We start from the raw sequence: 22,433 nt of genomic DNA on the forward strand, positions 1-22,433 counted from the left end.
AGATGTGTATAAGAGACAGACCTTCGCGAGCAGGCTCGCTCCCACAGTTGCAGTGTTTCTGTAGTCGCTGCTGAGGAACGAAGGCCGCGAGTCAGCTGTTACAGAGCCCTTGACCGGTAACAGAGTAGCTACAGGAATTTCGGTTAAAACTGCATCTCGGGCACATGCTCGGGGACGATCAGTTTGCCGGCGGTTTTGCTGACGATTTCTTCAACACTGACACCCGGGGCACGTTCTTTGAGGATGAAGGCGCCGTTGTCGATTTCCAGATAGGCCAGGTCGGTCAGCACGCGCTTGATGCATCCGGCGCCGGTCAGTGGCAGGCTGCAACGCGCCAGCAGTTTGGACTCGCCGTCCTTGGACGCATGGGTCATGGTGACGATGATGTTCTCGGCACCGGCCACCAGGTCCATCGCTCCACCCATGCCCTTGACCAGTTTTCCGGGGATCATCCAGGAGGCGATATTGCCCTGTACATCGACTTCAAATGCGCCGAGCACGGTCAGATCAATATGGCCACCCCGGATCATTGCGAAGGATTCTGCCGAGGAAAAAATCGACGCCCCGGTGCGCGCAGTCACAGTCTGCTTGCCGGCGTTGATCATGTCGGCGTCGGCTTCACCGACGCGGGGGAAGGCACCCATGCCGAGCAGGCCGTTTTCCGATTGCAGCATGACTTCCATGCCTTCGGGGATGTAGTTGGCAACCAGGGTCGGAATACCGATACCCAGGTTGACGTAGAAACCGTCCTGCATTTCACGGGCGACGCGCTGTGCCATTTGTTCTCGGGTAAGAGCCATTTTTGTTCTCCGTGCTCAGGTTCAAAAGCTTGGGGCAGGGGGGGCTGAGGATCAGTCGCGCTCAGTGAGCTGTTCGATGCGTTTTTCAAACGTGCCGCAAATGATCCGGTCGACGTAGATGCCGGGAGTGTGGATCTGCGTCGGGTCCAGTTCGCCGGGCTCGACGATTTCTTCGACTTCGACCACGGTGATCCTGCCGGCCGTGGCGGCCAGGGGGTTGAAGTTCTGCGCGGTGTGGCGATAAATCACGTTGCCGAAGTGATCGGCTTTCCAGCCTTTGACAATGGCAAAATCGCCGGTGATGGACTCTTCCATCAGGTAGGCACGGCCCTTGAATTCACGTGTTTCCTTGCCGTCTGCCACGGGTGTACCCACTCCGGTCGCGGTGAAAAATGCCGGGATACCGGCGCCGCCGGCGCGCATTTTTTCCGCGAGCGTACCTTGCGGGGTCAGCTCCACTTCAATTTCGCCGCTGAGCAACTGTTTTTCGAACAGGGCGTTTTCACCGACGTACGAGGCAATGACCTTGCGGATCTGACGGTCTTGCAGCAGTACGCCAAGGCCGAAACCGTCGACTCCGCAGTTGTTGGATACCACGGTCAGGTCACGGATGCCCTGGCGCTTGATCTCGTTGATCAGGTTCTCCGGGATGCCGCACAGGCCAAAGCCGCCAGAGATCACGGTCATGCCATCCTTGAGCCCGGCCAGGGCTTCTTCATAGGACGCCACACGCTTGTCGAAACCTGCCATATGCACCTCTTTTATTGTTCGCCGGCTGTGCTCAGCCATTGGTCATGAGTGTTACTGCGTATCATTGATTTGATAAGTTGATTTTTGCGTCGGATTAATAGATAAAACAAATCAATAAGCCTGAGGCCTGGCCATGACCGTAAAACAAATCCGTGCCTTTCTTGCGGTGGCCCAAAGCCTGAGTTTTGCCGTGGCCTGCGAACGTCTGCATTTGTCGCAGTCGGCCCTGAGCCTGACCATCAAGGCGCTGGAACAGGGCCTGGGCGGGCGATTGTTCAGTCGCACCACGCGCAATGTCGCCCTGACCCCGGAGGGCGAGTCGCTGTTGCCGCTGGCCCGGCGTTTGATTGCTGACTGGGACAATGTCGAAGACCAAATGCGCCAGCGCTTCACCCTGCAGCGCGGGCGCGTCACCCTGGCCGCCATCCCGTCGTTTTCGGGCAACTTGCTGCCGGCCATTGTGAAAAATTTTCGTGCGCGGCATCCCAAGGTCAACGTCACGGTCAACGATGTGATCAACGAGCAGGTACTGGAGATGGTGCGTGACCGGGAGGTGGAGCTGGGTGTGGCCTTCGAGCCGGCAGGCGCTTCGTCGCTGACGTTCACCCCGCTGTATCTGGACCGTTTTGTCGCCGTGGTGCCCCGTGACTCGGCACTGGCCGGGCTTGACTTGATCGACTGGCAGACCCTGCTGGAACAGCCCTTTATCACTCTGCAACGACCGTCTGCGGTGAGGGTGCTGCTGGAAGAACACTTGCAGGCGCGGCAGATGAAATTGCCGGTTGAATTTGAAAGCCATCAGTTGGCCACGGTGGGCCGCATGGTCGCCAGCGGGCTGGGCGTGAGCGTGGTGCCGGCCCTGTGTGCCGAACAGATGCGTGAGTTGGGAGCCTGCTGCATCACCTTGCATGAGCCGGTGGTGGAGCGGGCCATTGGCGTTTTGACCAAGCCAGGCCATGAGCTTTCGTCGGCGGCCCAGGCGATGTTCGACAGCTTGTTGGAAAGAACCTGGTAATCGCGGTTGTGGGAGCGGGCTTGCTCGCGATGGCATCGACGCGGTTCAACCGCTATACCGCGCCGCCTGCATCGCGAGCAAGCCCGCTCCCACAGATGAACCGCTAGGCCTCGCGTCCGGCTTTGTGCCCGGCGCTGATTGCGCCTTCGATATAGCCGATACTGTGGCAGTCGCCGATGCTGCTGGCGCTCAACCCCGCTCGGGTCAGTTCGTCGAGCAGTCCGGTATCGGGCTGGGCGCCGATGGCAAGTACCACGGAGTCGGCGTCACTCTGCGCCGAAGTGCCATCGGCCAGTTGATAGCGCACGCTGTGGCCGTCGATCGCCGTAACGCTGGCCCCGGTGATCAACTCGCCGCCATGCACACGAATTTCATGCAGCACCCGCCAGCGCCGCACAATGGCCAGCTCCCGGCCCAGGTGAGTACCGCTTTCCAGTACGGTGACCTGACGTCCGCGGGCAATCAAAAATTCCGCCAGCTCCAGGCCTACCAGGCCGCCACCGATAATGGTCACGCGCTTGCCCAGCGGCATCCACACCCGCGACAGTTTTTCCATGGCTTCACGGCTATCAGTCACGCCAGTCAGGCTGCCGGCCTTCATCAGTGCACGCTGGGTGAAGGACAGTTTGCGTTTGGCTATTTCTTCAGCACGGTCACCCGTCATCAAACGGCGCAGTTCGTCGCCACTCCAGACATGGTCCTGATCGGCGCCGGGGATGGCCGGTGCAGCACGTTCTGCACCTACGGCCACCAGCACCTGATCGGCACCCAGGTCGCGCAGCAGGGCAGGGCTGGCCAGGGTGTTGAGGCGGATATCAATCGCCGACTGCTGCACCTGCACCTTGAGATTTTCCAGCAGGCGGGCGTTTTCGGCATAGGCGAGGCCGGCGAAAAACAACGTGCCACCGAGGCGGTCGCTGCGCTCGAGCAGGGTCACGCGATGGCCGCGTAACGCGGCGATGCGTGCGGCTTCCATCCCGGCAGGCCCGGCTCCCACCACCACCAGATGCTTGGGTGTGGCAGTGGGGCCGATGACGTATTCGAACTCATGGCCGGTCATGGGGTTGACCGCGCATTTGACCCGCTCGTTGATAAAAATCTGGCTCACGCACACGTAGCAGTAAATGCACGGGCGGATACTCGCTTCCTGGTCGTTGAGCAATTTGTTGGGCAGGTCCGGATCGGCGAGGAACTTGCGGGCCATGGCAATGAAGTCGCAGTCGCCGCGCTTGAGGGCGGCTTCACCGACCTCCGGCTCGATCCGCCCCACGGCAATCACCGGGACTTGCACGCTACGCTTGAGCGCAGCGGTCCATTCCAGATACCCCCCGGGCTTGTGCACCAATGGCGCCTCGGTAAACACCACGCCGCTGGTGATGCGCGCAGTGGCCGAAACGCTGACCGCATCTACACCTGCCGCCTCGGCCATGCGTGCCACGGCGATGGCATCTTCAAGATTGATGCCGCCGGGGGTGTGCAGTTCTTCGGCATCCAGGCGCAGCCATACGGCAAATTCATGGCCGACTTTGGCCCGTATTGCAGCGATGATTTGCAGCAGCAGCCGGGCACGGTTCTCCAGCGAGCCGCCGTACTCGTCTTCACGCTGGTTGTAATAGCCGGAGAGGAAACCGGCGATGATGTAGCCGTGGGCCGCATGGATTTCCACACCGTCGAAACCCGCTCGCCTGGCGCGGTCGGCGGCACTGGCAAACCACTCGATCATCTGCGCGATATCGGCGCTGTCCATTACACGGATCGGTGAGCCTTCGGCGCGACGCTTCATGGAGCTGACAAAATTGGCCAGTTCTTCGGGCGTCAGCGCGGCCATCATGTCGCTTTGCAGCACCGGTGGCACCGAGGGCACCCATAGTTGCCGGCCTTCGGCCATGTCGCGCACTGCCGTCTTGCCGGCGTGCTGCAACTGCATGGCAATTTTTGCGCCGTGCTGGTGGACGCGCTCGGCGAGCCGGCTCAAACCGGGGATAAAGTCATCGCTGGAAACGCCGACCTGGAATGGCTCGGCGGTCCCGGCCGGAAACGCCACCGAGCACACACCCATGATCAATAGCCCGGCGCCGCCACGGGCGCGGGCTTCGTAATAGGCCTGAATGCGCTCGCCACACTGGCCATTGGCCTCGGCGAAGTTGGAGCCCATGGGCGCCATGATGATGCGGTTGCGCAGTTCAAGAGAACCTATGCGACCGGGTGCCAGTAACTGAGGGTATTTTGTCATTGTTATTTCAGCCCGAGCGGGTGTCTGGAAGGGCTACGGCCGCCCGCAGGCAGCCGCAGGTCATGCAGGTATACGGTTAGCCGCGCAGGAACTCCAGGCACGCCTTGTTGAACATGTCGCGGTGTTCGACCTGTACCCAGTGGCCGCACTGATTGAGCATGATAAAACGCGCATTGGGAGCGTGGGTCAGCACTTTAAGCGCGCCGGATGCGGGGTTGAAATTGTCGTCGGTGCCCCAGAACCCGAGGATCGGTGCCTGCAGCTCTTCAAGGCGCTCGGTCATGTTGGGCACCATCATGGTGCTGAACAGATTGCGCGGCTGATGCACGGCCACGGCCACGCGCTCGGCCAGCAGGTTGTCGTCCAGTAGCGCGGTGTCGAACAGTTGCAGGCTCATGATCCGGCGCATTTGCTCGATGCCCAGCGGGCCTGCGTTATACAGCTCGACCATGCGCTGGATGCCGATCATCTTGAAGTAGGTTTCGCGCTCTTCAACACCGCCTGGCGCCATGAGAATCAGTTTTTCGACGCGCTCCGGCTCAGCCAGCGCCAGGCCCAGGGCAATCGCACCGCCCAGGGAATTGCCGAGCAAGGTGGCGCGCTTGACCCCCACTGCCTTGAGAAAGCCCGACATGGCGTTGACGAAGAACGCCAGGTCGTAGTTCACATCTTCCGGTTTGTCGGAGCGGCCGAAGCCCGGCAAATCCACCACCAGATTGCGAAAGCCGTTAGCCACAAACTGCGGATAGTTGCCCTTGAAGTTGCTGTAGCCACTGGCGCCCGGGCCACTGCCGTGCAACCACAATACGACCGGGCCGCTGCCCTCGTCGAGAAAGTGCAGGCGCAGGCCGCTGTCCAGTGTCACAAAGTGGCCGATGGGCAGGGGAAGGTCTTGTTCGGTCATCACTCAATCTCCAGTTGTCAGGCAGTGGCCGCGTCAGCCAGCGGTGCTGGGGTCGGGGTCTTGTTCATCAGGTGGTTGCGGTAGCGCGGCAAGGCCATGGCCAGAAACACCGAGGCCAGAACCAGCAGCGAGATACAGGAAGCCAGGGCATAGCGCAGGCCTTCGTTGCCCAGGGTATGGGCAAAGCCGTCACTGAGCATGCCGATCAGCAGCGGCCCGACACCGACCCCGAGCAGGGTCATGGCCATTACAAAAATTGCAGTGGCCTGGGCCAGGCGGGTGGCTGGAAACAGATGGGAGATGGCGCCCAGGCAGGGCGTTGCCCACCAGGTGCCAAAAAAGCTGAATACGCAATAAAACAGAAACGCGGTCGGCATGGGTGTGCTGCCCATATAAAATGCAGTGCCCACTGGCCAGAGGAAATACGCCAGACCGAACGGGATGCTGATCAGCGTGCCCAGCAGCGGCACCCCGATTTGCCAGCCCTTGTCGCGACGCACCAGGCGATCACACAAAATGCCGCAGGTCAGGGTGCCGATGGTTGCCCCGGCACCGCCTGCGACCCCGGCCAGCAGGCCCGCGTCCTGCAAGCTCAGGCCGTGGGAACGGATCAGGAAGCTCGGGCTCCAGGTACCGATGGCATAACCGGCAATGGCCGCCGAGCCGCCGGTGCACACCAGCCAGAGAAAGGACGGTGTCTGGAACAACTCGCGAACCGTGACCAGCCAGTGGTCTTGCGCGACCAGATTGGGGCTGACCAGCATCGCCGGCTTGGGTGCCCGCACGGTAAACAGCAGGATCAGGCCGAGCAAAATCCCCGGTGCGCCGATCACCACAAAAGCGAAACGCCAGCCGTAATGCTGGGCAATCCAGCCGCCCAGACCGAGGCCGAAAATCGCCCCCAGGCTTGAGCCCAGCATCAACACCGACAGGGCGGTCGAGCGGCGTTCGGGCGGGTAGAGGTCCGAGACCATGGCCATTGACGGCGCGGTGCCCCCGGCTTCGCCGATAGCGACCCCGATCCGGGCGATCACCAGCATGGTAAAGCTGGCGGCAAAGCCGCAGAAAATGGTCATGACGCTCCAGGCAATACAGCTGAAGGCGATGACTTTTTTGCGCCCGATCCGATCGGACAGGCGCCCCAGCGGAAAGCCGAAAAGGGTGTAGAACACGGCAAAGGTCACACCTGAAAGCAGACCTATACCGGTATCGGAAATGCCGAACTCGGCCTTTACCGGTTCGATCAAAATGGCCATCAGCAGCCGGTCTATGTAGTTGAAGATATAGATGGCTGCCAATACGCCCAGTGCGTAATGGGTTCGCCAGGTGGGGCGCAAGGGTATGGACACGACGGGTCTCCCGGTTTTTGTTCTAGTGAGTGAGTTATTCCACGAACCGGCTGGATGAACATCGTCCATTTAGACCAGCCGGTCATGCACAGAATCTCTCTGGGGATGAAAGCTGTAGATACTCTGTTGCAGGTCAAGCCCTATTGTGGGAGCGAGCCTGCTCGTCAGCTGCTACCGTCGTCATCCGCTCTTGAGCTGCTTAGTCCCATCGGACGATGTTCAGCTTTTAGCCGCAGTCAATGATTGCTCCCATACACCGTCCGGGCTTACCGGCGGGCCGACTTCGGGCAGGTGGGAGAACAGGATGAAATTGCTTAACAAAGTGGCGTTTGTAACCGGTGCAGGCCAGGGCATGGGACGAGCGATTGTTCGTCACTTTGCCGAGCAGGGGGCCAAGGTGGTCGCCGCCGACATCAACCTCGATGCCGCGCGTCAAAGTATTGAAGGGCTGGGCGAAAAGGCCCTGGCAGTGTCCTGTAACGTCGCTGACAGCGACTCGGTCGCCACCGCGATGGCTGCCGTGCATGCACATTTCGGCAGCCTCGATGTGCTGGTCAATAATGCCGGTATCGGCTCCATCGATGCCTTCGCACAAACCCCGGACGAACACTGGCAACGAGTGATCGGGGTCAACCTGACCGGGCCGTTTTTCTGCAGTCGTGAAGCGGTGAAGCTGATGCTCGCCGCTGCCACGCCCGGCGTGATTATCAATATCTCCAGCACCGCCGCCCTGACGGGCGAAGGTCCGAGCCATTACTGTGCAGCCAAGGCCGGGGTAATGGGCCTGACCCGCAGTATGGCGCGCGAACTTGCAGGCAACGGCATACGGGTCAACACCATCGTTCCCGGCCCGACCAACACGCCGATGATGGCTGACATCCCGGACGACTGGATGCAAAGCATGCTCAAGGCCATCCCCCTGGGTCGCATGGGTGAAACCGATGAAATCGCTCGCGTCGCGGCCTTTCTGGCCAGTGATGACGCAGCGTTCATCACCGGTCAGAACCTCGCGGTCAACGGCGGCATGGCGTTTATCTGAGTGCCGCGCACAGCAATGGGAGAGCAGATCATGGGTACTCGTTTACAAGACAAAATTGCCTTTATCAGCGGCGCCGGTTCAGGCATCGGCGCGGCCACGGCGTTGCGCTTTGCCGAAGAAGGCGCGCTGGTGGTGCTGTGCGGGCGGCGCATCGAGCCGCTGCAAGCCGTAGCGGCACAGATCCGTGACAGCGGCGGCCGTGCCGAATGCGCGGTGGCCGATGTCAGCAATGAAGCCGCTTATGTCGGCGCCATCAGCGAGACGGCACAGCGCCACGGCCGTCTGGATATTCTGGTCAACAACGCCATGGCCTACAGCTGGGGCGCGATTGACAGCACCTCGACCGCTGACTGGCATTCGAACTTCGCCACCACGGTGGACGGCACCTTTTGGGGCACACGCACGGCCATGGGCCTGATGCGCGCCCAGGGCAGCGGTTCGATCATCAACCTGGCCTCGATCTGCGGGCAGTTCGGTACGCCGTGGATGGCCGGTTACTCGGCGGCCAAGGCCGCGGTGATCAACTTCAGCCGCGCTGCGGCCAGTGAAGGTGCCAGCCACAACATCCGTTGCAACGTGGTCAGCCCGGGTGTGGTCGAGACACCGGCCACGGCAGGCATGCTCACCGATGACAAGACGCGCACCAATACCGAAAAACTGATCCCGCTCAAGCGCGTCGGCCAGCCGGTGGAAGTGGCCAACGCCATTCTGTTCCTGGCCAGTGACGAAGCTTCATACATCACCGGTGCTTGCCTGCCGGTGGATGGCGGACGCAGCAGTGAGCTGTACACGGTATTGGAATAAGGACCCTTTTATGGAACAGAGCGCTTTGTTAGCCCGTCTCGATCGGCTGGAATCGATTGATGAGATCCGCCAGCTGGCTGGTAAATATTCGTTGTCGCTGGACATGCGTGACCTCGATGCCCACGTCAATCTGTTTGCCGAAGACATTCGCGTAGGCCGCGAGAAAACCGGGCGTGCGCACCTCAAGGCCTGGGTCGACGACACGTTACGCGACCAGTTTCATGGCACTTCCCATCACCTGGGCCAGCACCTGATCGAGTTCACCGACCCGGACCATGCCGTGGGCGTGGTGTATTCCAAGAACGAGCACGAGACCGGCCCCGAGTGGGTGACCATGCAAATGCTCTATTGGGATGACTATGAGCGCATGCAGGGGCGCTGGTATTTCCGCCGTCGCCTGCCGTGCTACTGGTACGCCAGTGACCTCAACAAACCGCCGATCGGCACGCAAAAAATGCGCTGGCCGGGGCGCGAACCCTACGCCGGTACGTTCCACGATCTGTTCCCGTCGTGGACCGAGTTCTGGGCCAGCCGCCCGGACAAGGAGCAACTGCCGCAAGTGGCGACAGCGGCTCCGCTCGAGCACTTTCTTGCCACCCTGCGCCGTGGGGCTGGCGCACCGAAAATCCGCGTGCGCTGAGGAAATACCATGAGCATTCTGTTTGAACCCGTGCGCCTGGGTGAGCTTGAACTGGCCAACCGTATCGTCATGGCGCCCATGACCCGCAGCCGCGCCGATCAACACGGGGTGCCGACGGCCGAGATGGTCGAGTATTACCGTCAGCGCGCTTCTGCCGGGTTGATTGTCGCCGAAGGCACGGCGCCCTCGGCCAGTGGCCTGGGCTACTGTCGCACCCCGGCGATTTACTCCCCGGCACAAATTGCCGCCTGGAAAGCCGTGACCGATGCAGTGCATGCCGAAGGTGGCCTGATTGTGCTGCAACTGATGCATGTGGGGCGTGCAGCCAGCGCCCACAACAAACCGGCAGGCGCCGCCACGGTAGCGCCGTCGGCCTTGCGCGCCCGCACCCAGCTGTTTACCGACACTGCCGGGATGGTCGATACCGACGAGCCGCAGGCCTTGTCGCCGCACGACATCGAACAGGTCATCGAAGATTACCGCCAGGCCGCACTCAATGCACGCCAGGCCGGTTTTGATGGCGTCGAGCTGCACTGCACCAGCGGTTATCTGCCGATGCAATTCATGGCCTCGGGCAGCAACCGGCGTGAAGACCAGTACGGTGGCAGTGTCGAAAATCGCGTGCGTTTCCCGCAGCAGGTGCTGGCAGCGATGGCTTCGGCTATTGGCCCCGGGCGTGTCGCCTTGCGCCTGTGCCCGGGCAATCCGTTCAACGATATCGATGACGAAGACCCGCTGGCCACCGCAGTTGCCCTGTGCAAGGCCGCCGAGCCGATGGGCCTGGCTTATGTGCATATCATGCGCTCACCGCTGGCGGAACTGGATGCCTTTGCCCTGGCCCAGCGTCATTGCAGCAACGGCCTGATCCTCAATGACGGTTTTGACGGCGAATCGGCACAAGCCGCGCTGCAGGCCGGGCAGGGCGATGCGGTGTCGTTTGCCCGGCACTTTATTGCCAACCCGGACCTGGTCGAGCGCTTGCGCAAGGGCTTGCCCCTTGCCCGCTTCGACCGCAAGACCCTGTACTCACCAGGCCCGGAAGGCTACAGCGATTACCCGCTGGCCGAGGCGGTGGCGCCATGAACGACATGTCCCGCATCAGCACCCTGACGGCAGTCAGACAACAGCCCGTGCCCCGTGATCAGACCCAGGCACTGCTGGATTTGCGTTCTGCGGCCAGCGGCCAGATCAAACCGGCGGACCTGTATACCCTGGCCGACCGTCTTGAAGGGCAGGCCCGTGCATTCCCCGATCGGCCTTTTTTGATCGACGGCGAGCAGCGTATCACCTACGCCGCCGTGGAAGCCCAGGCCAATCGCATGGCCCATGTGTTTTATGCCAAGGGTCTGCGCCCCGGGGATGTGTGCGCGATTGCCATGGAGAACCGTCCGCAGTTCTTCTACAGCTGGTTCGGACTGGTCAAGCTCGGTGTGGTGGTGGCGTTTATCAACACCCAGGTCAGTGGCAAGCCACTGGTGCATGCCTTACAATCCACGGCGGCCAGGGCGGTGGTGGTGGGCGAAGAATGCCTGGCCAATCTGCTGGGCACTCAAGGTTTGCCCGATGTCCCGCTGTGGCTGGTCAACGATGCACTGAACCCCTTTGACGGCGAGCTGCCGGCCATTGTCGATATTGACTTTGAACAGCACGTCGCCGCTGCCCCGGCCACGGTCTTCGCCCGTGACGTGCGTGCGGCGATTACGGCCGAAACCACCACACTGCTGATATTTACCTCGGGCACCACCGGCCTGCCCAAGGCGGCACGCTATAGCCATATGCGCTGGTTGTCCTCGGGTGACGTGATGGAAGTCACCCTGGGGGCCACCTGTGACGACGTATTTTACTGCTGCCTGCCGCTGTACCACGGCGCGGCGGCCACTTCGGTGACGTCCACGGCACTGCGCGCAGGTGCGAGCATTGTGTTGCGGCGCAAGTTCAGCGTGCGTGAGTTCTGGCCGGATGTGCGCCGCAACCGCATTACCGTGTTCCAGTACATCGGCGAGATCTGTCGCTACCTGCTCAACCAGCCAGTGGTGACCGGTGAGCGCGAGCACAGTTTGCGCCATATGCTCGGTGCCGGGCTCACGCCTGAATCCTGGCAGCGCTGGCTGGAGCGTTTTGGCCCGATCCAGGTGTTCGAGGGCTGGGGTGCCACCGAAGCCAACGCCAACCTGATCAATGTCGACAACTATGTGGGCTCCTGTGGTCGCGTGCCGGACTGGAGCCGCACCAATCTGCGCCTGGTGCGTTACGACGTGGAAAGCGACAGCCATCCGCGGGATGCAAACGGTTTTTACCAGTTGTGCCAACCGGGAGAAATCGGCGAGGCAATGGGCTTTATCGTTGATCACCCGCAGATAGGCGGTGGGCGTTTCGAGGGGTACACCAGTACTGCGGCCAGCGAGAGCAAGATCCGCCGCGATGTGTTTCAACGTGGTGATGCCTACTGGAGTTCGGGCGATCTGCTGCGTTATGACGACGACGGCTATTTCTATTTTGTCGACCGCATCGGCGACACCTTCCGCTGGAAAAGCGAGAACGTCTCGACCCTGGAAGTGGCCGACACCCTGAGTGATATGCCGGGGCTTGAACTGATCAACGTGTACGGCGTGCAGGTACCTGAACACGAAGGCCGTGCGGGGATGGCGGCGATCTTGATGCAGCCCGGGCATAGCTTTGACCCGCAGGCTTTTTATGAGCTGACGCAAACCCGTTTGCCGCGTTATGCCGCGCCGGTGTTTGTACGGGTAACTCTGGCGGCGGACCTGACCAGCACCTTCAAGCTGCGCAAGGTTGATTTGCAGCGTCAGGGTTACGCGCCGCAGTTGTTTGCCGATCCGCTGTTTGTGCGCGATGAAAGTAGCCGCACCTATCAGCCGTACTCCCTGCAAGTGCTGGCCCGTAACGGTCTGCTGCCGTTTGCAGGTGCCGGCCATGAGTGAACTCGACGCTCAAGGCCATCAATGGCGTGACGGCCTGCGCTACCCCTGGCCACAGGCCCCGGCCAGCGGCCAGGTGCAGGAAGTGGCCGAGGGCGTGCTCTGGCTGCGCATGCCGCTGCCGTTTGGCCTCGATCACATCAACCTGTATCTGCTGCGTCACGGTGACGGCTGGGTGGCGGTGGATACCGGGCTGAACAGCGATCAATGTCGCGCCGTGTGGGAGCAGGTGTTTGTCGAAGCCATGGCTGGCTTGCCCCTCAAGGCGGTCATTTGCACCCATTTTCACAGTGACCACACCGGTGTGGTGGGTTGGCTGGCCGAGCGATTTCGTTGCCCGGTGCTGATGACCCATGGCGAGTTCGAGGCGCTGCACCATGGCCCGCCGCGAGCGACGGCACCGGACTGGGCGTTTCTGGATTTTTATCAAAAGGCCGGCTTCAGCGCCGAGCGCGCGACGGCGTTGCTGCCGCTGATCCAGGGCGAGCACTTTCGCCCGCAACTGGTGGCGGGGTTTACCCGGCTGAACCAGGGCAGCCAGTTGACCATCGGCGGGCGGCGCTGGGAGGTGGTGATGGGGAACGGTCATTCACCGGAACACGCCTGTCTGTATGCGCCGGACGATGGTTTGCTGATCTCCGGCGACCAGGTGTTGCCGCGCATCACTTCCACCATTGCCGTGTATGTCAGCGAGCCTCAGGCCAACCCTTTGCGGGACTGGCTGGACTCGATCGAACGGTTGCGCACGATCCCCGACCACGTACTGGTGCTGCCGGCCCATGAACGGCCGTTTTACAACCTGCATCTGCGCCTGGACCAGTTGCGCGACCACCATCGCCAGCACTTGCAGCAGTTGCTGGCAGCGTGCGAACAACCGCGCACCGGGCTGGAAATGATGGGGGTGCTGTTCAAGAAACTGTCAGGCCGTTTCGACGAGCTGATGGCGCTAGGCGAGACGTTGGCGCATGCCAATTACCTTATGGCCGAGGGGGCGCTCGTTCGTGAGGAAGAAGGAGGGCTGCATCGTTATCGACAGGCCCCGACAGGAGTCGTGAAGTTCGACCCGCTTGAGTTGCTTTGAACACAACGCAATGACGCTTGAACCCATCGAAGCGGCCACCGAGTCGCTAATCAGGAGAGGCAGAGTGATCAATAAAAATAACAATAATTGTTCAGGGCAGCGCCCGCACAACTTCCAGGCCAGTGGCCTGGCCGTTGCCGTGGCGCTGGTCTGCAGCCCGCTGTGGGCAGGGGACACCATCGAGTTCGATGACGGCACCACGATTGATTGGTCGGTCACCACCAGCTATGGCATCGGTACGCGGCTGGGCAATCCCAGCGGCCGGTTGATGGGGGTCAACGTCGATGATCCGAACCGCAACTTTGATCAGCACAGCCTCACCACCAACCGGGTGGGCGCGCTGGGCGAAATGATCCTGCGCAAAGACAACTACGGTGCGGTGGTGCGCGCCAGTACCTTTTACGACGATGTGTATCACCGCAAGAATGACAACGATTCACCAGCCACCGTCAACAAATACGGCGACAACGACGAGTTCACCAGTGACACCCGCTACTACAGCGGTGGCCGCACGCGCCTGCTCGACGCTTATGTGTTTGGCGGCTGGCGTTTTGAAAACGACACCATGCTCGACGTAAAAGCGGGTCGGCATATCGAGTCATGGGGCGAGAGCCTTTACTACCCTGGCGTCAACGGCGTGCAGAACCCGTCCGATGCGGTCAAGGCCGCGCAGCCGGGGGTTGAGGTCAAAGAGGTGCTGCTGCCGGTGGGGCAGTTCTCGGCGTCTTACCGGATCAACCCGCAAATTACCCTGGGCGGTTATGTGCAGTACGAGTGGAAGGGCACCGAACTGCCGCCGGTGGGCAGCTTTTTGTCGACTTCCGACGTGATCGGCCCGGGCCGCGAATTTTTGTATATGGGCGCCAACAAGGTGCCTTACCTGGGCACCGACGAGCCGCGCGACAGCGGCCAGTGGGGTGCTCAGGTCCGCTACCGGCCGATTACCGACCTCGAAGTTTCACTGTTCCATGTTGTGTACCACGACAAAAACCCGGCCACTGCGCTGGTGGGCTGGGACCCGATACCGGCAGGCCCCGGTGGCCTGGCTTACAAGGCCAACGGCTACCGGGTCAAATATTTTGAAGACATCAAACTCACCGGTATCAGTGCCACCACCAAGCTTGGCGAGTACCAGCTTGGTGCGGAGTGGTCGTACCGCGACGGTGCTCCGGTGATGGTCAATACCGGTCTGGGCCCGGTGCCGGCCAAGGGTAAGGGCCAACAGTTCCAGTTGTCGGCCATGCGCATCCTGGGGGACCGCCCCTGGGCCAGCCAGACCACTCTGACCGGTGAGTTTGTCACGGTGCGTGCCGACCACGCCGACGAAACCTCTGCCGCGCCGAACCTTGAAGGTGTGGGCCTGTTGCCGTCGCTGGTGCCGTCCGTGCAACCGTCCGATCAGTACACCTACAAAACGGCCACGGCCTGGCGTACCCGCTCCTCAAGCGCGTACACCGTGGGCGCCTCGTTCAGTTACCCGGGCGTATTCCAGGGCTGGGACCTTGAAGTGCCGTTCACCTTCTCCAACGTATTCAGCGGTGCGGCACCGATGTCGGGAACCATTGCCGGGGTGGCGGGGGACAGGCGCCTGAGTGCGGGTACCACCTTCAAATACCTGGGCAACCTGGAAGTATCGCTCAGGTATATCGGGTACCTGGGCTCCCCCGACCCGATCTACCGCCCGCTGGCAGACCGTGACTACGCCACGTTCTCGATGAAATACACGTTCTGACGACTTGCCTGCCCCTGTGTGGGAGCGGGCTTGCTCGCGATACAGGCACTGAGGTTTTGCAGCAGAACCGCGTCGGTGCCAGCGCGAGCAAGCCCGCTCCCACGGAACGGCCTGATTTGCACTTTTAAAGAGAGAAAACCATGGGTCTTAAAGGTCATGCCGCCATTGTTGGCAGCGCTCAGTACAAACCGGAGAAATACGCCACGGCCCCGCGCATGTTCCATCTGGAACAAGTGGCTGACCTGGCGGCCCGGGCGTTACAGGATGCCGGCTTGCAGGCATCGGATCTCGATGGGCTGGTGATCAATGGCCCGCATTTTCATGAAGCCTCAGTGTTCGTCCCGGCCATGGCCGCCGAGTACCTGGGCTTGCGCCTGAATTTTGCCGAAGTGGTCGACCTTGGCGGCTGTACCTCGGTGGGCATGGTCTGGCGCGCTGCCGCTGCGATTGAGCTGGGTTTGTGCCAGGCGGTGCTGTGTGTGCTGCCCGCACGCATGGCGCCCATGGGCCCGGATGAAGACGCCAGCTGGATGGCCCGGGCCATGCGCTTTGGCGGCCACAGCACAGCGTTCGGTGCACCTGAAGCCGAGTTCGACTTGCCGTATGGGCATATGGGCCAGAACACCGGCTACGCGATGATCGCCCAGCGCTATGCCGCGCAATATGGTTATGACCCGCGGGCACTGGCAAAAATCGCGGTCGATCAGCGCACCAATGCGCAGTACAACCCAGAAGCGATGTTTTACGGCCAGCCGCTGACCATCGAGCAAGTGCTGGCCAGTAAAAAAGTTGCCGACCCGCTGCATGTACTGGAAATCGTCATGCCGGTGGCCGGTGGCGCCGCGATGATTATCGCCTCCAAAGAGGTGGCAGCACGGGCGCGCAAGCGGCCATCGTGGATCACCGGCTTCGGCGAGCACCTGGCGTTCAAGTCGCCGTCCTATGCCCAGGACATGCTGCACACACCTATCGGGCCTGCCTCGCAGCGCGCATTCGCAATGGCCGGGCTCAAACCGGCCGATGTGGATGCGGCACAAATTTACGACTGCTACACCATCACCGCCTTGCTGACCCTGGAAGACGCCGGTTTTTGCGCCAAGGGCGAAGGCATGAACTTTGTCCGTGAACACGACCTGACCTGGCGCGGCGATTTCCCGATGAACACCCACGGCGGCCAGCTCAGCTTTGGCCAGGCCGGCGCGGCGGGGGGGATGAGTCAGGTGATCGAGGCGGTGACGCAAATTGCCGGTGAAGCGGGCGAGCGCCAGCTCAAACGCTGCGACACGGTATATGTCTCAGGCACCGGTGGGGTGATGAGTGAGCAGGGCGCATTGATACTTCAGGGAGCATAAATCCGATGTCGAACAACAAACCAATGCCGGTTCCGACCGAGATTTCTGCACCGTTCTGGGAAGGCCTGAAGGCCGAGCGCCTGCTGATTCAGCAATGTGAACGATGCAGCCACTGGGTGTTTTACCCGCGCAGGCACTGCCCGGCGTGCTTTACCCATGCCCTGACCTGGCGTGAAGTCAGTGGTGGCGCGACGCTGTACAGCTTTACCGTGACCCGCATCGCGACCCTGCCGGACTTTGCCGATGAAATGCCGCAGATACTGGCGGTGGTCGAGCTGGATCAGGGTGTGCGCATCAATACCAATCTGGTCGGGCTGGACGAGTCTGAAGTGAAAGTGGGCATGCGCCTGCAACCGGTATTTGCCGAGGTCGATGCCAAGGGCAACCGGCTGCTGCGTTTTACCGGGCTGGACAAGGATGCCGAGGCGTTGAAGACGCTGCGTACGGTTGAGCAACCGGTGCCAGAAACCGCAGTGCCAGTGCGCCAGATTGCCCTGGATGACGAAGAGGGCCTGCAGGCGCTGGTCAGCGACGAGTTCAGCCCGTGGAGCAACCAGGTGGTGGTCGATCAGGGCCTGATTGACAGCTTTGCCCAGTTATCCGGGGATGATTACTGGATCCACACCGATCCGGAACGTGCGCGCAAGCAAAGCCCGTTTGGCGGGACCATCGCCCACGGTGCGCTGGTGCAGATCCTGCAGTCACGGATGAAACTCAACCTGGGTTATGAGATCACCGGGTTCACCAATATGGTCAACTATGGTTCGGATCGCCTGCGCTTCCCGGCACCGGTGCCGGCGGGCTCGACCATCCATGCGCGGGCCCGGGTCAAGCGGGTAGAGCGGGTCAGAAGCGGTACTCAGCTGACCCTGGAACTCAATACCCATGTGCTGGGCAGCGAGCGGCCGTCGGTGATCAATGAACTGGTGATTTTGTATATGTGATGCCCTGTGGGAGCGGGCGTGCCCGCGATGCTATCGACGCGGTTTTAATGACACACCGCGCCGCCTGCATCGCGGGCAAGCCCGCTCCCACCGGTTTAAGGCGCCCCACCCGAGCGCTTTAGTCTCAACGGACGATGAACCCCACCCCCATCCTTCCCATACTCCTCCAAGCCAATAAATACAGGCATTGAGGAGCAGGCACATGATCGACATTCGTGGTTTGAGCTACTTCGTTGCAGAGTCTGCAGATCCCGTTCAATGGCAGCGTTACGCCGAAGACGTGCTCGGGATGATGGTCAGCGAAGCACCCGCCGGCGGCTTGTACGTGAAGATGGATGAGCGTCCGTATCGCATGCTTATCGTGCCGGGCGGTGAGTCGCGGTATCTGGCTTCCGGTTGGGAGCTGGCCGGCGAAAAGGCTTTCAACGCCGCGATCGAAGTGCTGGATCAGGCCGACGTCAACTGGCGCCTGGGCAGCGCCGAACAGTGCGGTCAGCGCGGTGTGCAAGCACTGCTGCACGTCACCGACCCTTCAGGTAACCGCCATGAATTGAGCTGGGGCCATCGCTCCGATTGCCAGCCCTTTGTCTCGCCCCAGGGAGTGCCGGGTTTTGTCACCGGTGATATGGGCCTGGGCCACACCGTACTGCCCGCGCCAAATTTCGATGCCACCCTGGCGTTTGCCAAGGATGTGCTGGGCTTTGAACTGTCGGATATTTTCAACTTCCGTCCCGACCCTTCGGCACCACCGATCCGCATCCATTTTCTGCATTGCAAAAACAGCCGTCACCACAGCCTGGCCCTGGCCGAGTACCCGGTGCCGTCCGGCTGCGTGCATGTGATGGTCGAGGTCGAGTCGATGACTGAAGTGGGCCGCGCCCATGACCGGCGCATCGCGCATGACGTACAGCTGTCGGCCACCCTCGGCCAGCATCTGAATGACCGCATGACCTCTTTCTATATGAAAACCCCTTCAGGTTTTGACCTGGAGTATGGCTATGGCGGCTTGCTGGTGGATTGGCAGGACCACAGCGCTTTTGAATTCACCCGGGTAAGCCTGTGGGGCCATGACTTCTCTGCAGGACAGTCGTAAGGAGCACTACATGAACAAGCAAATGACAGCGGCAGACGTGGTCGGCCAACTGCGCGACGGCATGACCATCGGCTTCGGCGGCTGGGGCCCGCGGCGCAAGCCCATGGCGATCGTGCGCGAGATCCTGCGTTCTGACGTCAAGGATCTTACCGTGGTCGCCTATGGCGGTCCCGAGGTCGGCATGCTCTGCGCTGCCGGCAAGGTCAAAAAACTGATTTTCGGCTTTGCCACCCTCGATGCCATCCCGCTCGAAGCCTACTTTCGCAAGGCCCGCGAGGCCGGAGAACTGGAGCTGATGGAACTGGACGAGGGCATGCTGCAATGGGGCCTGCGGGCCGCCGGCATGCGTCTTCCGTTCTTGCCGACCCGTTGTGGCCTGGCCACCGATGTCAGCCGCCTGAACCCCGGGATCAAGCAGGTGCAGTCGCCCTATGCTGATGGCGAGGTGTTGCTGGCCATGCCGGCGCTGAATCTGGATATCGCCTTTTTGCACGTCAACGTTGCCGACCGCCTGGGCAATACCCTGGTAACGGGCCCCGATCCTTATTTCGATCATTTGTATGCCCGTGCCGCCAAACAGTGCTTTGTCTCCTGTGAGCGGATCGAGGAGCGCTTGAACCTGGATGCTGCCCAGGCCCGCTTCAACACCTTCGAACGTTATCTGGTCAGCGGCGTGGTGCATGCACCCTTTGGTGCGCATCCAACAGCCTGCCCCTCCGATTACGGCTGGGACCTTAGCCACTTGAAACGCTACAGCGCCAGCGCTGCCGAAGAAGGTGGCTGGGAAGGTTATGTAGCCGAGTTTGTGACCCCGGGCGAAAGCGCCTACCAGGCCAGCAATGGCGGGGTCGATCGATTGAGCGCTTTGCCGCTGCCCGTGTTTTGAGGAGTGTGGACATGACTGCTACTAGCGAATTTACCCTGGCTGAACTGTTGATCGTGGCCGCCTGTGAAGCCTGGCGCGGTAACGGCGAAGTGATTGCTTCGGGCTTGGGGGTAATCCCGCGCCTGGGCGCGAGCCTGGCCAAACTGACCCATAGCCCGGAACTGTTGATGACCGACAGCGAGGCATTTCTGGTGGAAGAGCCTATCCCCCTGGGGCCGCGTGGAGATTTTGTACCGCGTTATTCGGGCTATCTGTCGTTCGAGCGGGTGTTCGAGTGCGTGTGGGGCGGGCGTCGCCACGCCATGATCGGTCCGACCCAGATCGACCGCTGGGGCCAGACCAACCTGTCGTGCATTGGCGACTACCAAAAGCCCAAGGTGGCAATGCTCGGGGTGCGCGGTTTGCCGGGCAACAGCATCAACCATATCAACTCGTTCTTCGTGCCGTCGCACAACACCCGGGCGTTTGTCGCCGGGGAAGTGGACATGGTCTCGGGTGTCGGCTTCAAGCCCGAGCGCTGGGAAGAGGGCATGCGCAGCGACCTGATGGACATCCGCCTGATCGTCACCGACCTGTGTGTGATGGACTTCGGCGGACCGGACCGGGCCGTGCAGGTGCGTTCCCTGCATCCGGGCGTGAGCTTTGAAGAGGTACAGGAGAAAACCGGCTTCCCGCTGCTCAAGGCCGCCGACCTCAAGCAGACCGTGGCGCCGACGCCGGAGCAACTGGCGCTGATCCGCCGCCTCGATCCCCGTGACTATCGCGCCTCTGCGCTCAAGGGCAACCCGCCCGGCATTCGTCAGGCCTGATGGCCAGGAGTTCATATGAGCAGCGACAGCGAATTTGTGCAGCGGGCTGACACCGCTGTGTATGAAACCGAGGACCCGGTGCTTTATGGGGTGGCCGATGGTATCGCCACGCTGACCATGAACCGGCCGACCGTCAATAACGCGCAAAACTCACAGATGACCTACGCCCTGGACGACGCCTTGCGCCGTGCCGTCAATGACGATGCGGTGAAGGTCATTGTGCTGCGCGGCAATGGCAAGCATTTTTCCGCAGGGCACGATATCGGCACGCCGGGGCGCGATATCAACAAGGAATTTGAGCGCGCCAGCCTGTGGTGGGACCACACCAACAAGCCGGGCGGCGAGTACCTCTATGCCCGCGAGCAAGAGGTGTACCTGGGCATGTGCCGGCGCTGGCGCGAACTGCCCAAGCCGACCATTGCCATGGTGCAGGGGGCGTGCATTGCCGGCGGGCTGATGCTGGCCTGGGTCTGTGATTTGATCGTGGCCAGTGACGATGCTTTTTTTCAGGACCCGGTGGTACGCATGGGCATTCCGGGGGTTGAGTATTTTGCCCACCCCTATGAACTGAACCCGCGCATTGCCAAGGAGTTTCTGTTTACTGGCGATCGTATGAGCGCCGAACGCGCCTACCAGATGGGCATGGTTAATCGCCTGTTTACCCGCGAAGGGCTGGAGGCCGGTACCTATGCGCTGGCAGCGGCCATCGCCAAACAGCCGCGCATGGGCCTGGCCCTGACCAAGCAGGCGATCAATCACGTCGAGGACTTGCAGGGCAAGCGTACGGCTATGGACGCGGTGTTTGCCTGGCATCACTTCGCCCATAGCCATAACGAGCTGCTGTCCGGGGACAAGCTGGGCGGCTATGACGCCAAGGCCATGATTGAAGCGAACAAGAGTGCTGCGGGAGAGCGTGGATGAGTGACTATCTGCAAACGGCATTGACCGATGCCCTGGGCTGCCGTTACCCCATAGTGCAAACCGCGATGGGCTGGGTAGCGGACGCCAATCTGGTGATCGCCAGTACCCGTGCGGGGGCCTTCGGTTTTCTGGCCGGAGCGACCATTGCGGCGGATCAGCTGGAGGGCCAAATCCTGCGGGTGATCGAGGCCACGGGGGGGAGTAATTTCGGCCTCAATTTCCATATGTTCCAGGAAAACGCCGCGCAGTGCGTGGACCTGGCCATCAAGTACCGCCTGCGAGCCGTCAGCTATGGCCGCGGCCCCGACCGCCAGACCATCGGGCGTTTCAAAAAGGCCGGGGTGTTGTGCATTCCCACCGTGGGTGCGCTTAAACACGCACTCAAGGCCGTGGAACTGGGCGCAGACATGGTCACCGTACAGGGCGGCGAGGGTGGCGGGCATACCGGGGGCGTGCCCAGCACCATTTTACTGCCGCAGGTGCTGGATGCGGTGCGGGTGCCGGTGATTGCCGCGGGGGGCTATTCCACCGGGCGCGGGCTGGCCGGGGCGCTGGCCACAGGTGCGGCCGGGGTGGCCATGGGTACGCGGTTCCTGATGACCCAGGAGTCGCCCACCCCGATCGCAACGCTGGAGCGCTACGTGAAAGTGACCGACCCACAGCAGATTCGGGTGACGACGGCAGTGGATGGCATGCGCCACCGCATGATCGAAAACGCTTTTATCAATCGCCTGGAAAAAGCCGGTGCCTTTGGCCGCCTGCGCATTGCCCTGGGCAGTGCCTGGCACTGGAAGCAATACACCGGCATGAGCCTTGGGCATATGCTCGGTGTTTTTGCCAAATCAATAAAAGAAGACCCTGCGGCGCTGTCGCAGACGGTGATGGCGGCCAATCAGCCGGTGCTGTTGCAGCGCTCGATGGTGGATGGCGTACCGGATGAGGGGATTTTGTCCAGCGGACAGGTGGCCGCTGCCATTGGCGAACTGAAAAGTTGCCAGAGCCTGATCGACGAGATGGTGCAAGAGGCCGAGCGCTGCCTGATAGCGGTGAATGCACGTCATCAGGCAGCGCGCTGTAAGGCGGGGGAAGCGGCAGCCATCTGAAACGGCTGGCTATTCTGTAATTTAACTTATCTGGATACA

Annotated in this window: 20 protein-coding genes; 15 read left to right on the forward strand and 5 right to left on the reverse strand. The window is 61.5% G+C overall.

The window, feature by feature from the left end; all coding sequences use genetic code 11:
• Nucleotides 1-143 precede the first annotated feature (143 nt).
• Nucleotides 144-800 carry a CoA transferase subunit B gene (locus QN377_RS09020; protein WP_095000431.1) on the reverse strand — a complete coding sequence of 219 codons (657 nt, stop codon included), beginning with the start codon at nt 798-800 and terminating at the stop codon, nt 144-146.
• Between the two features lie 51 nt (nt 801-851).
• Complete coding sequence (locus tag QN377_RS09025; protein ID WP_095018047.1) at nt 852-1,550, reverse strand: CoA transferase subunit A; 699 nt, start codon at nt 1,548-1,550, stop codon at nt 852-854.
• Nucleotides 1,551-1,683: 133 nt separating this feature from the next.
• On the opposite strand from QN377_RS09025, the gene QN377_RS09030 reads away from it, so the two are divergent.
• Entirely contained in the window at nt 1,684-2,565 is an 882-nt protein-coding gene (locus QN377_RS09030) for a LysR family transcriptional regulator (protein WP_095000429.1), read from the forward strand.
• A 103-nt stretch (nt 2,566-2,668) separates the two neighbouring features.
• Here the strand turns inward: QN377_RS09030 and QN377_RS09035 are convergent, their stop codons facing one another.
• From QN377_RS09035 to QN377_RS09045, 3 genes are all read right to left on the reverse strand, one after another.
• Complete coding sequence (locus QN377_RS09035) at nt 2,669-4,798, reverse strand: FAD-dependent oxidoreductase (RefSeq protein ID WP_095018046.1); 2,130 nt, start codon at nt 4,796-4,798, stop codon at nt 2,669-2,671.
• A gap of 76 nt (nt 4,799-4,874) precedes the next feature.
• Nucleotides 4,875-5,702, reverse strand: coding sequence for an alpha/beta fold hydrolase (locus QN377_RS09040; protein WP_095000427.1), 828 nt, complete (start codon nt 5,700-5,702; stop codon nt 4,875-4,877).
• A gap of 17 nt (nt 5,703-5,719) precedes the next feature.
• Entirely contained in the window at nt 5,720-7,051 is a 1,332-nt protein-coding gene (locus tag QN377_RS09045) for a spinster family MFS transporter (protein WP_095018045.1), read from the reverse strand.
• Nucleotides 7,052-7,355: 304 nt separating this feature from the next.
• Here QN377_RS09045 and QN377_RS09050 point away from each other — a divergent pair, with 304 nt between their 5' ends.
• The 14 genes from QN377_RS09050 to QN377_RS09115 all read left to right on the forward strand — a co-directional run bounded on the left by QN377_RS09050 (nt 7,356) and on the right by QN377_RS09115 (nt 22,394).
• Complete coding sequence (locus QN377_RS09050) at nt 7,356-8,090, forward strand: SDR family NAD(P)-dependent oxidoreductase (RefSeq protein ID WP_095000425.1); 735 nt, start codon at nt 7,356-7,358, stop codon at nt 8,088-8,090.
• Nucleotides 8,091-8,120: 30 nt separating this feature from the next.
• A complete protein-coding gene (locus QN377_RS09055) occupies nt 8,121-8,894 on the forward strand; it encodes an SDR family NAD(P)-dependent oxidoreductase (RefSeq protein WP_095000424.1) in 774 nt (257 codons plus the stop codon).
• 10 nt (nt 8,895-8,904) lie between these two features.
• Complete coding sequence (locus tag QN377_RS09060) at nt 8,905-9,534, forward strand: nuclear transport factor 2 family protein (RefSeq protein ID WP_095000423.1); 630 nt, start codon at nt 8,905-8,907, stop codon at nt 9,532-9,534.
• A 9-nt stretch (nt 9,535-9,543) separates the two neighbouring features.
• Nucleotides 9,544-10,617, forward strand: coding sequence for an alkene reductase (locus QN377_RS09065; RefSeq protein ID WP_095000422.1), 1,074 nt, complete (start codon nt 9,544-9,546; stop codon nt 10,615-10,617).
• Complete coding sequence (locus QN377_RS09070; protein ID WP_095018043.1) at nt 10,614-12,476, forward strand: long-chain-acyl-CoA synthetase; 1,863 nt, start codon at nt 10,614-10,616, stop codon at nt 12,474-12,476. Before QN377_RS09065 ends, QN377_RS09070 begins: the two co-directional genes overlap by 4 nt.
• Entirely contained in the window at nt 12,469-13,554 is a 1,086-nt protein-coding gene (locus QN377_RS09075) for an MBL fold metallo-hydrolase (RefSeq protein ID WP_322212989.1), read from the forward strand. The genes QN377_RS09070 and QN377_RS09075 overlap by 8 nt, the downstream gene beginning before the upstream one ends.
• A gap of 64 nt (nt 13,555-13,618) precedes the next feature.
• Complete coding sequence (locus QN377_RS09080) at nt 13,619-15,286, forward strand: DUF1302 domain-containing protein (protein WP_095023571.1); 1,668 nt, start codon at nt 13,619-13,621, stop codon at nt 15,284-15,286.
• 140 nt (nt 15,287-15,426) lie between these two features.
• On the forward strand, nt 15,427-16,638 hold the full coding sequence (locus QN377_RS09085) for a thiolase family protein (protein WP_095000418.1): 1,212 nt from the start codon (nt 15,427-15,429) through the stop codon (nt 16,636-16,638).
• Nucleotides 16,639-16,643: 5 nt separating this feature from the next.
• A complete protein-coding gene (locus tag QN377_RS09090; RefSeq protein ID WP_095020036.1) occupies nt 16,644-17,582 on the forward strand; it encodes an OB-fold domain-containing protein in 939 nt (312 codons plus the stop codon).
• Nucleotides 17,583-17,784: 202 nt separating this feature from the next.
• Nucleotides 17,785-18,675 carry a VOC family protein gene (locus tag QN377_RS09095; protein ID WP_095018038.1) on the forward strand — a complete coding sequence of 297 codons (891 nt, stop codon included), beginning with the start codon at nt 17,785-17,787 and terminating at the stop codon, nt 18,673-18,675.
• 10 nt (nt 18,676-18,685) lie between these two features.
• The gene (locus tag QN377_RS09100; RefSeq protein ID WP_095000415.1) at nt 18,686-19,561 is read left to right on the forward strand and encodes a CoA transferase subunit A; all 876 of its coding nucleotides are present in this window, start codon (nt 18,686-18,688) and stop codon (nt 19,559-19,561) included.
• An 11-nt stretch (nt 19,562-19,572) separates the two neighbouring features.
• On the forward strand, nt 19,573-20,370 hold the full coding sequence (locus QN377_RS09105) for a CoA-transferase subunit beta (protein WP_095018037.1): 798 nt from the start codon (nt 19,573-19,575) through the stop codon (nt 20,368-20,370).
• Nucleotides 20,371-20,385: 15 nt separating this feature from the next.
• Nucleotides 20,386-21,291: an enoyl-CoA hydratase gene (locus tag QN377_RS09110; protein ID WP_095000413.1), complete on the forward strand. Its 906-nt coding sequence runs from the start codon at nt 20,386-20,388 to the stop codon at nt 21,289-21,291.
• Complete coding sequence (locus QN377_RS09115) at nt 21,288-22,394, forward strand: NAD(P)H-dependent flavin oxidoreductase (protein ID WP_095018036.1); 1,107 nt, start codon at nt 21,288-21,290, stop codon at nt 22,392-22,394. The genes QN377_RS09110 and QN377_RS09115 overlap by 4 nt, the downstream gene beginning before the upstream one ends.
• Nucleotides 22,395-22,433 lie beyond the last annotated feature (39 nt).

Source organism: Pseudomonas sp. CCC4.1 (genome assembly GCF_035019225.1).
GTDB lineage: Bacteria > Pseudomonadota > Gammaproteobacteria > Pseudomonadales > Pseudomonadaceae > Aquipseudomonas > Aquipseudomonas bubulae.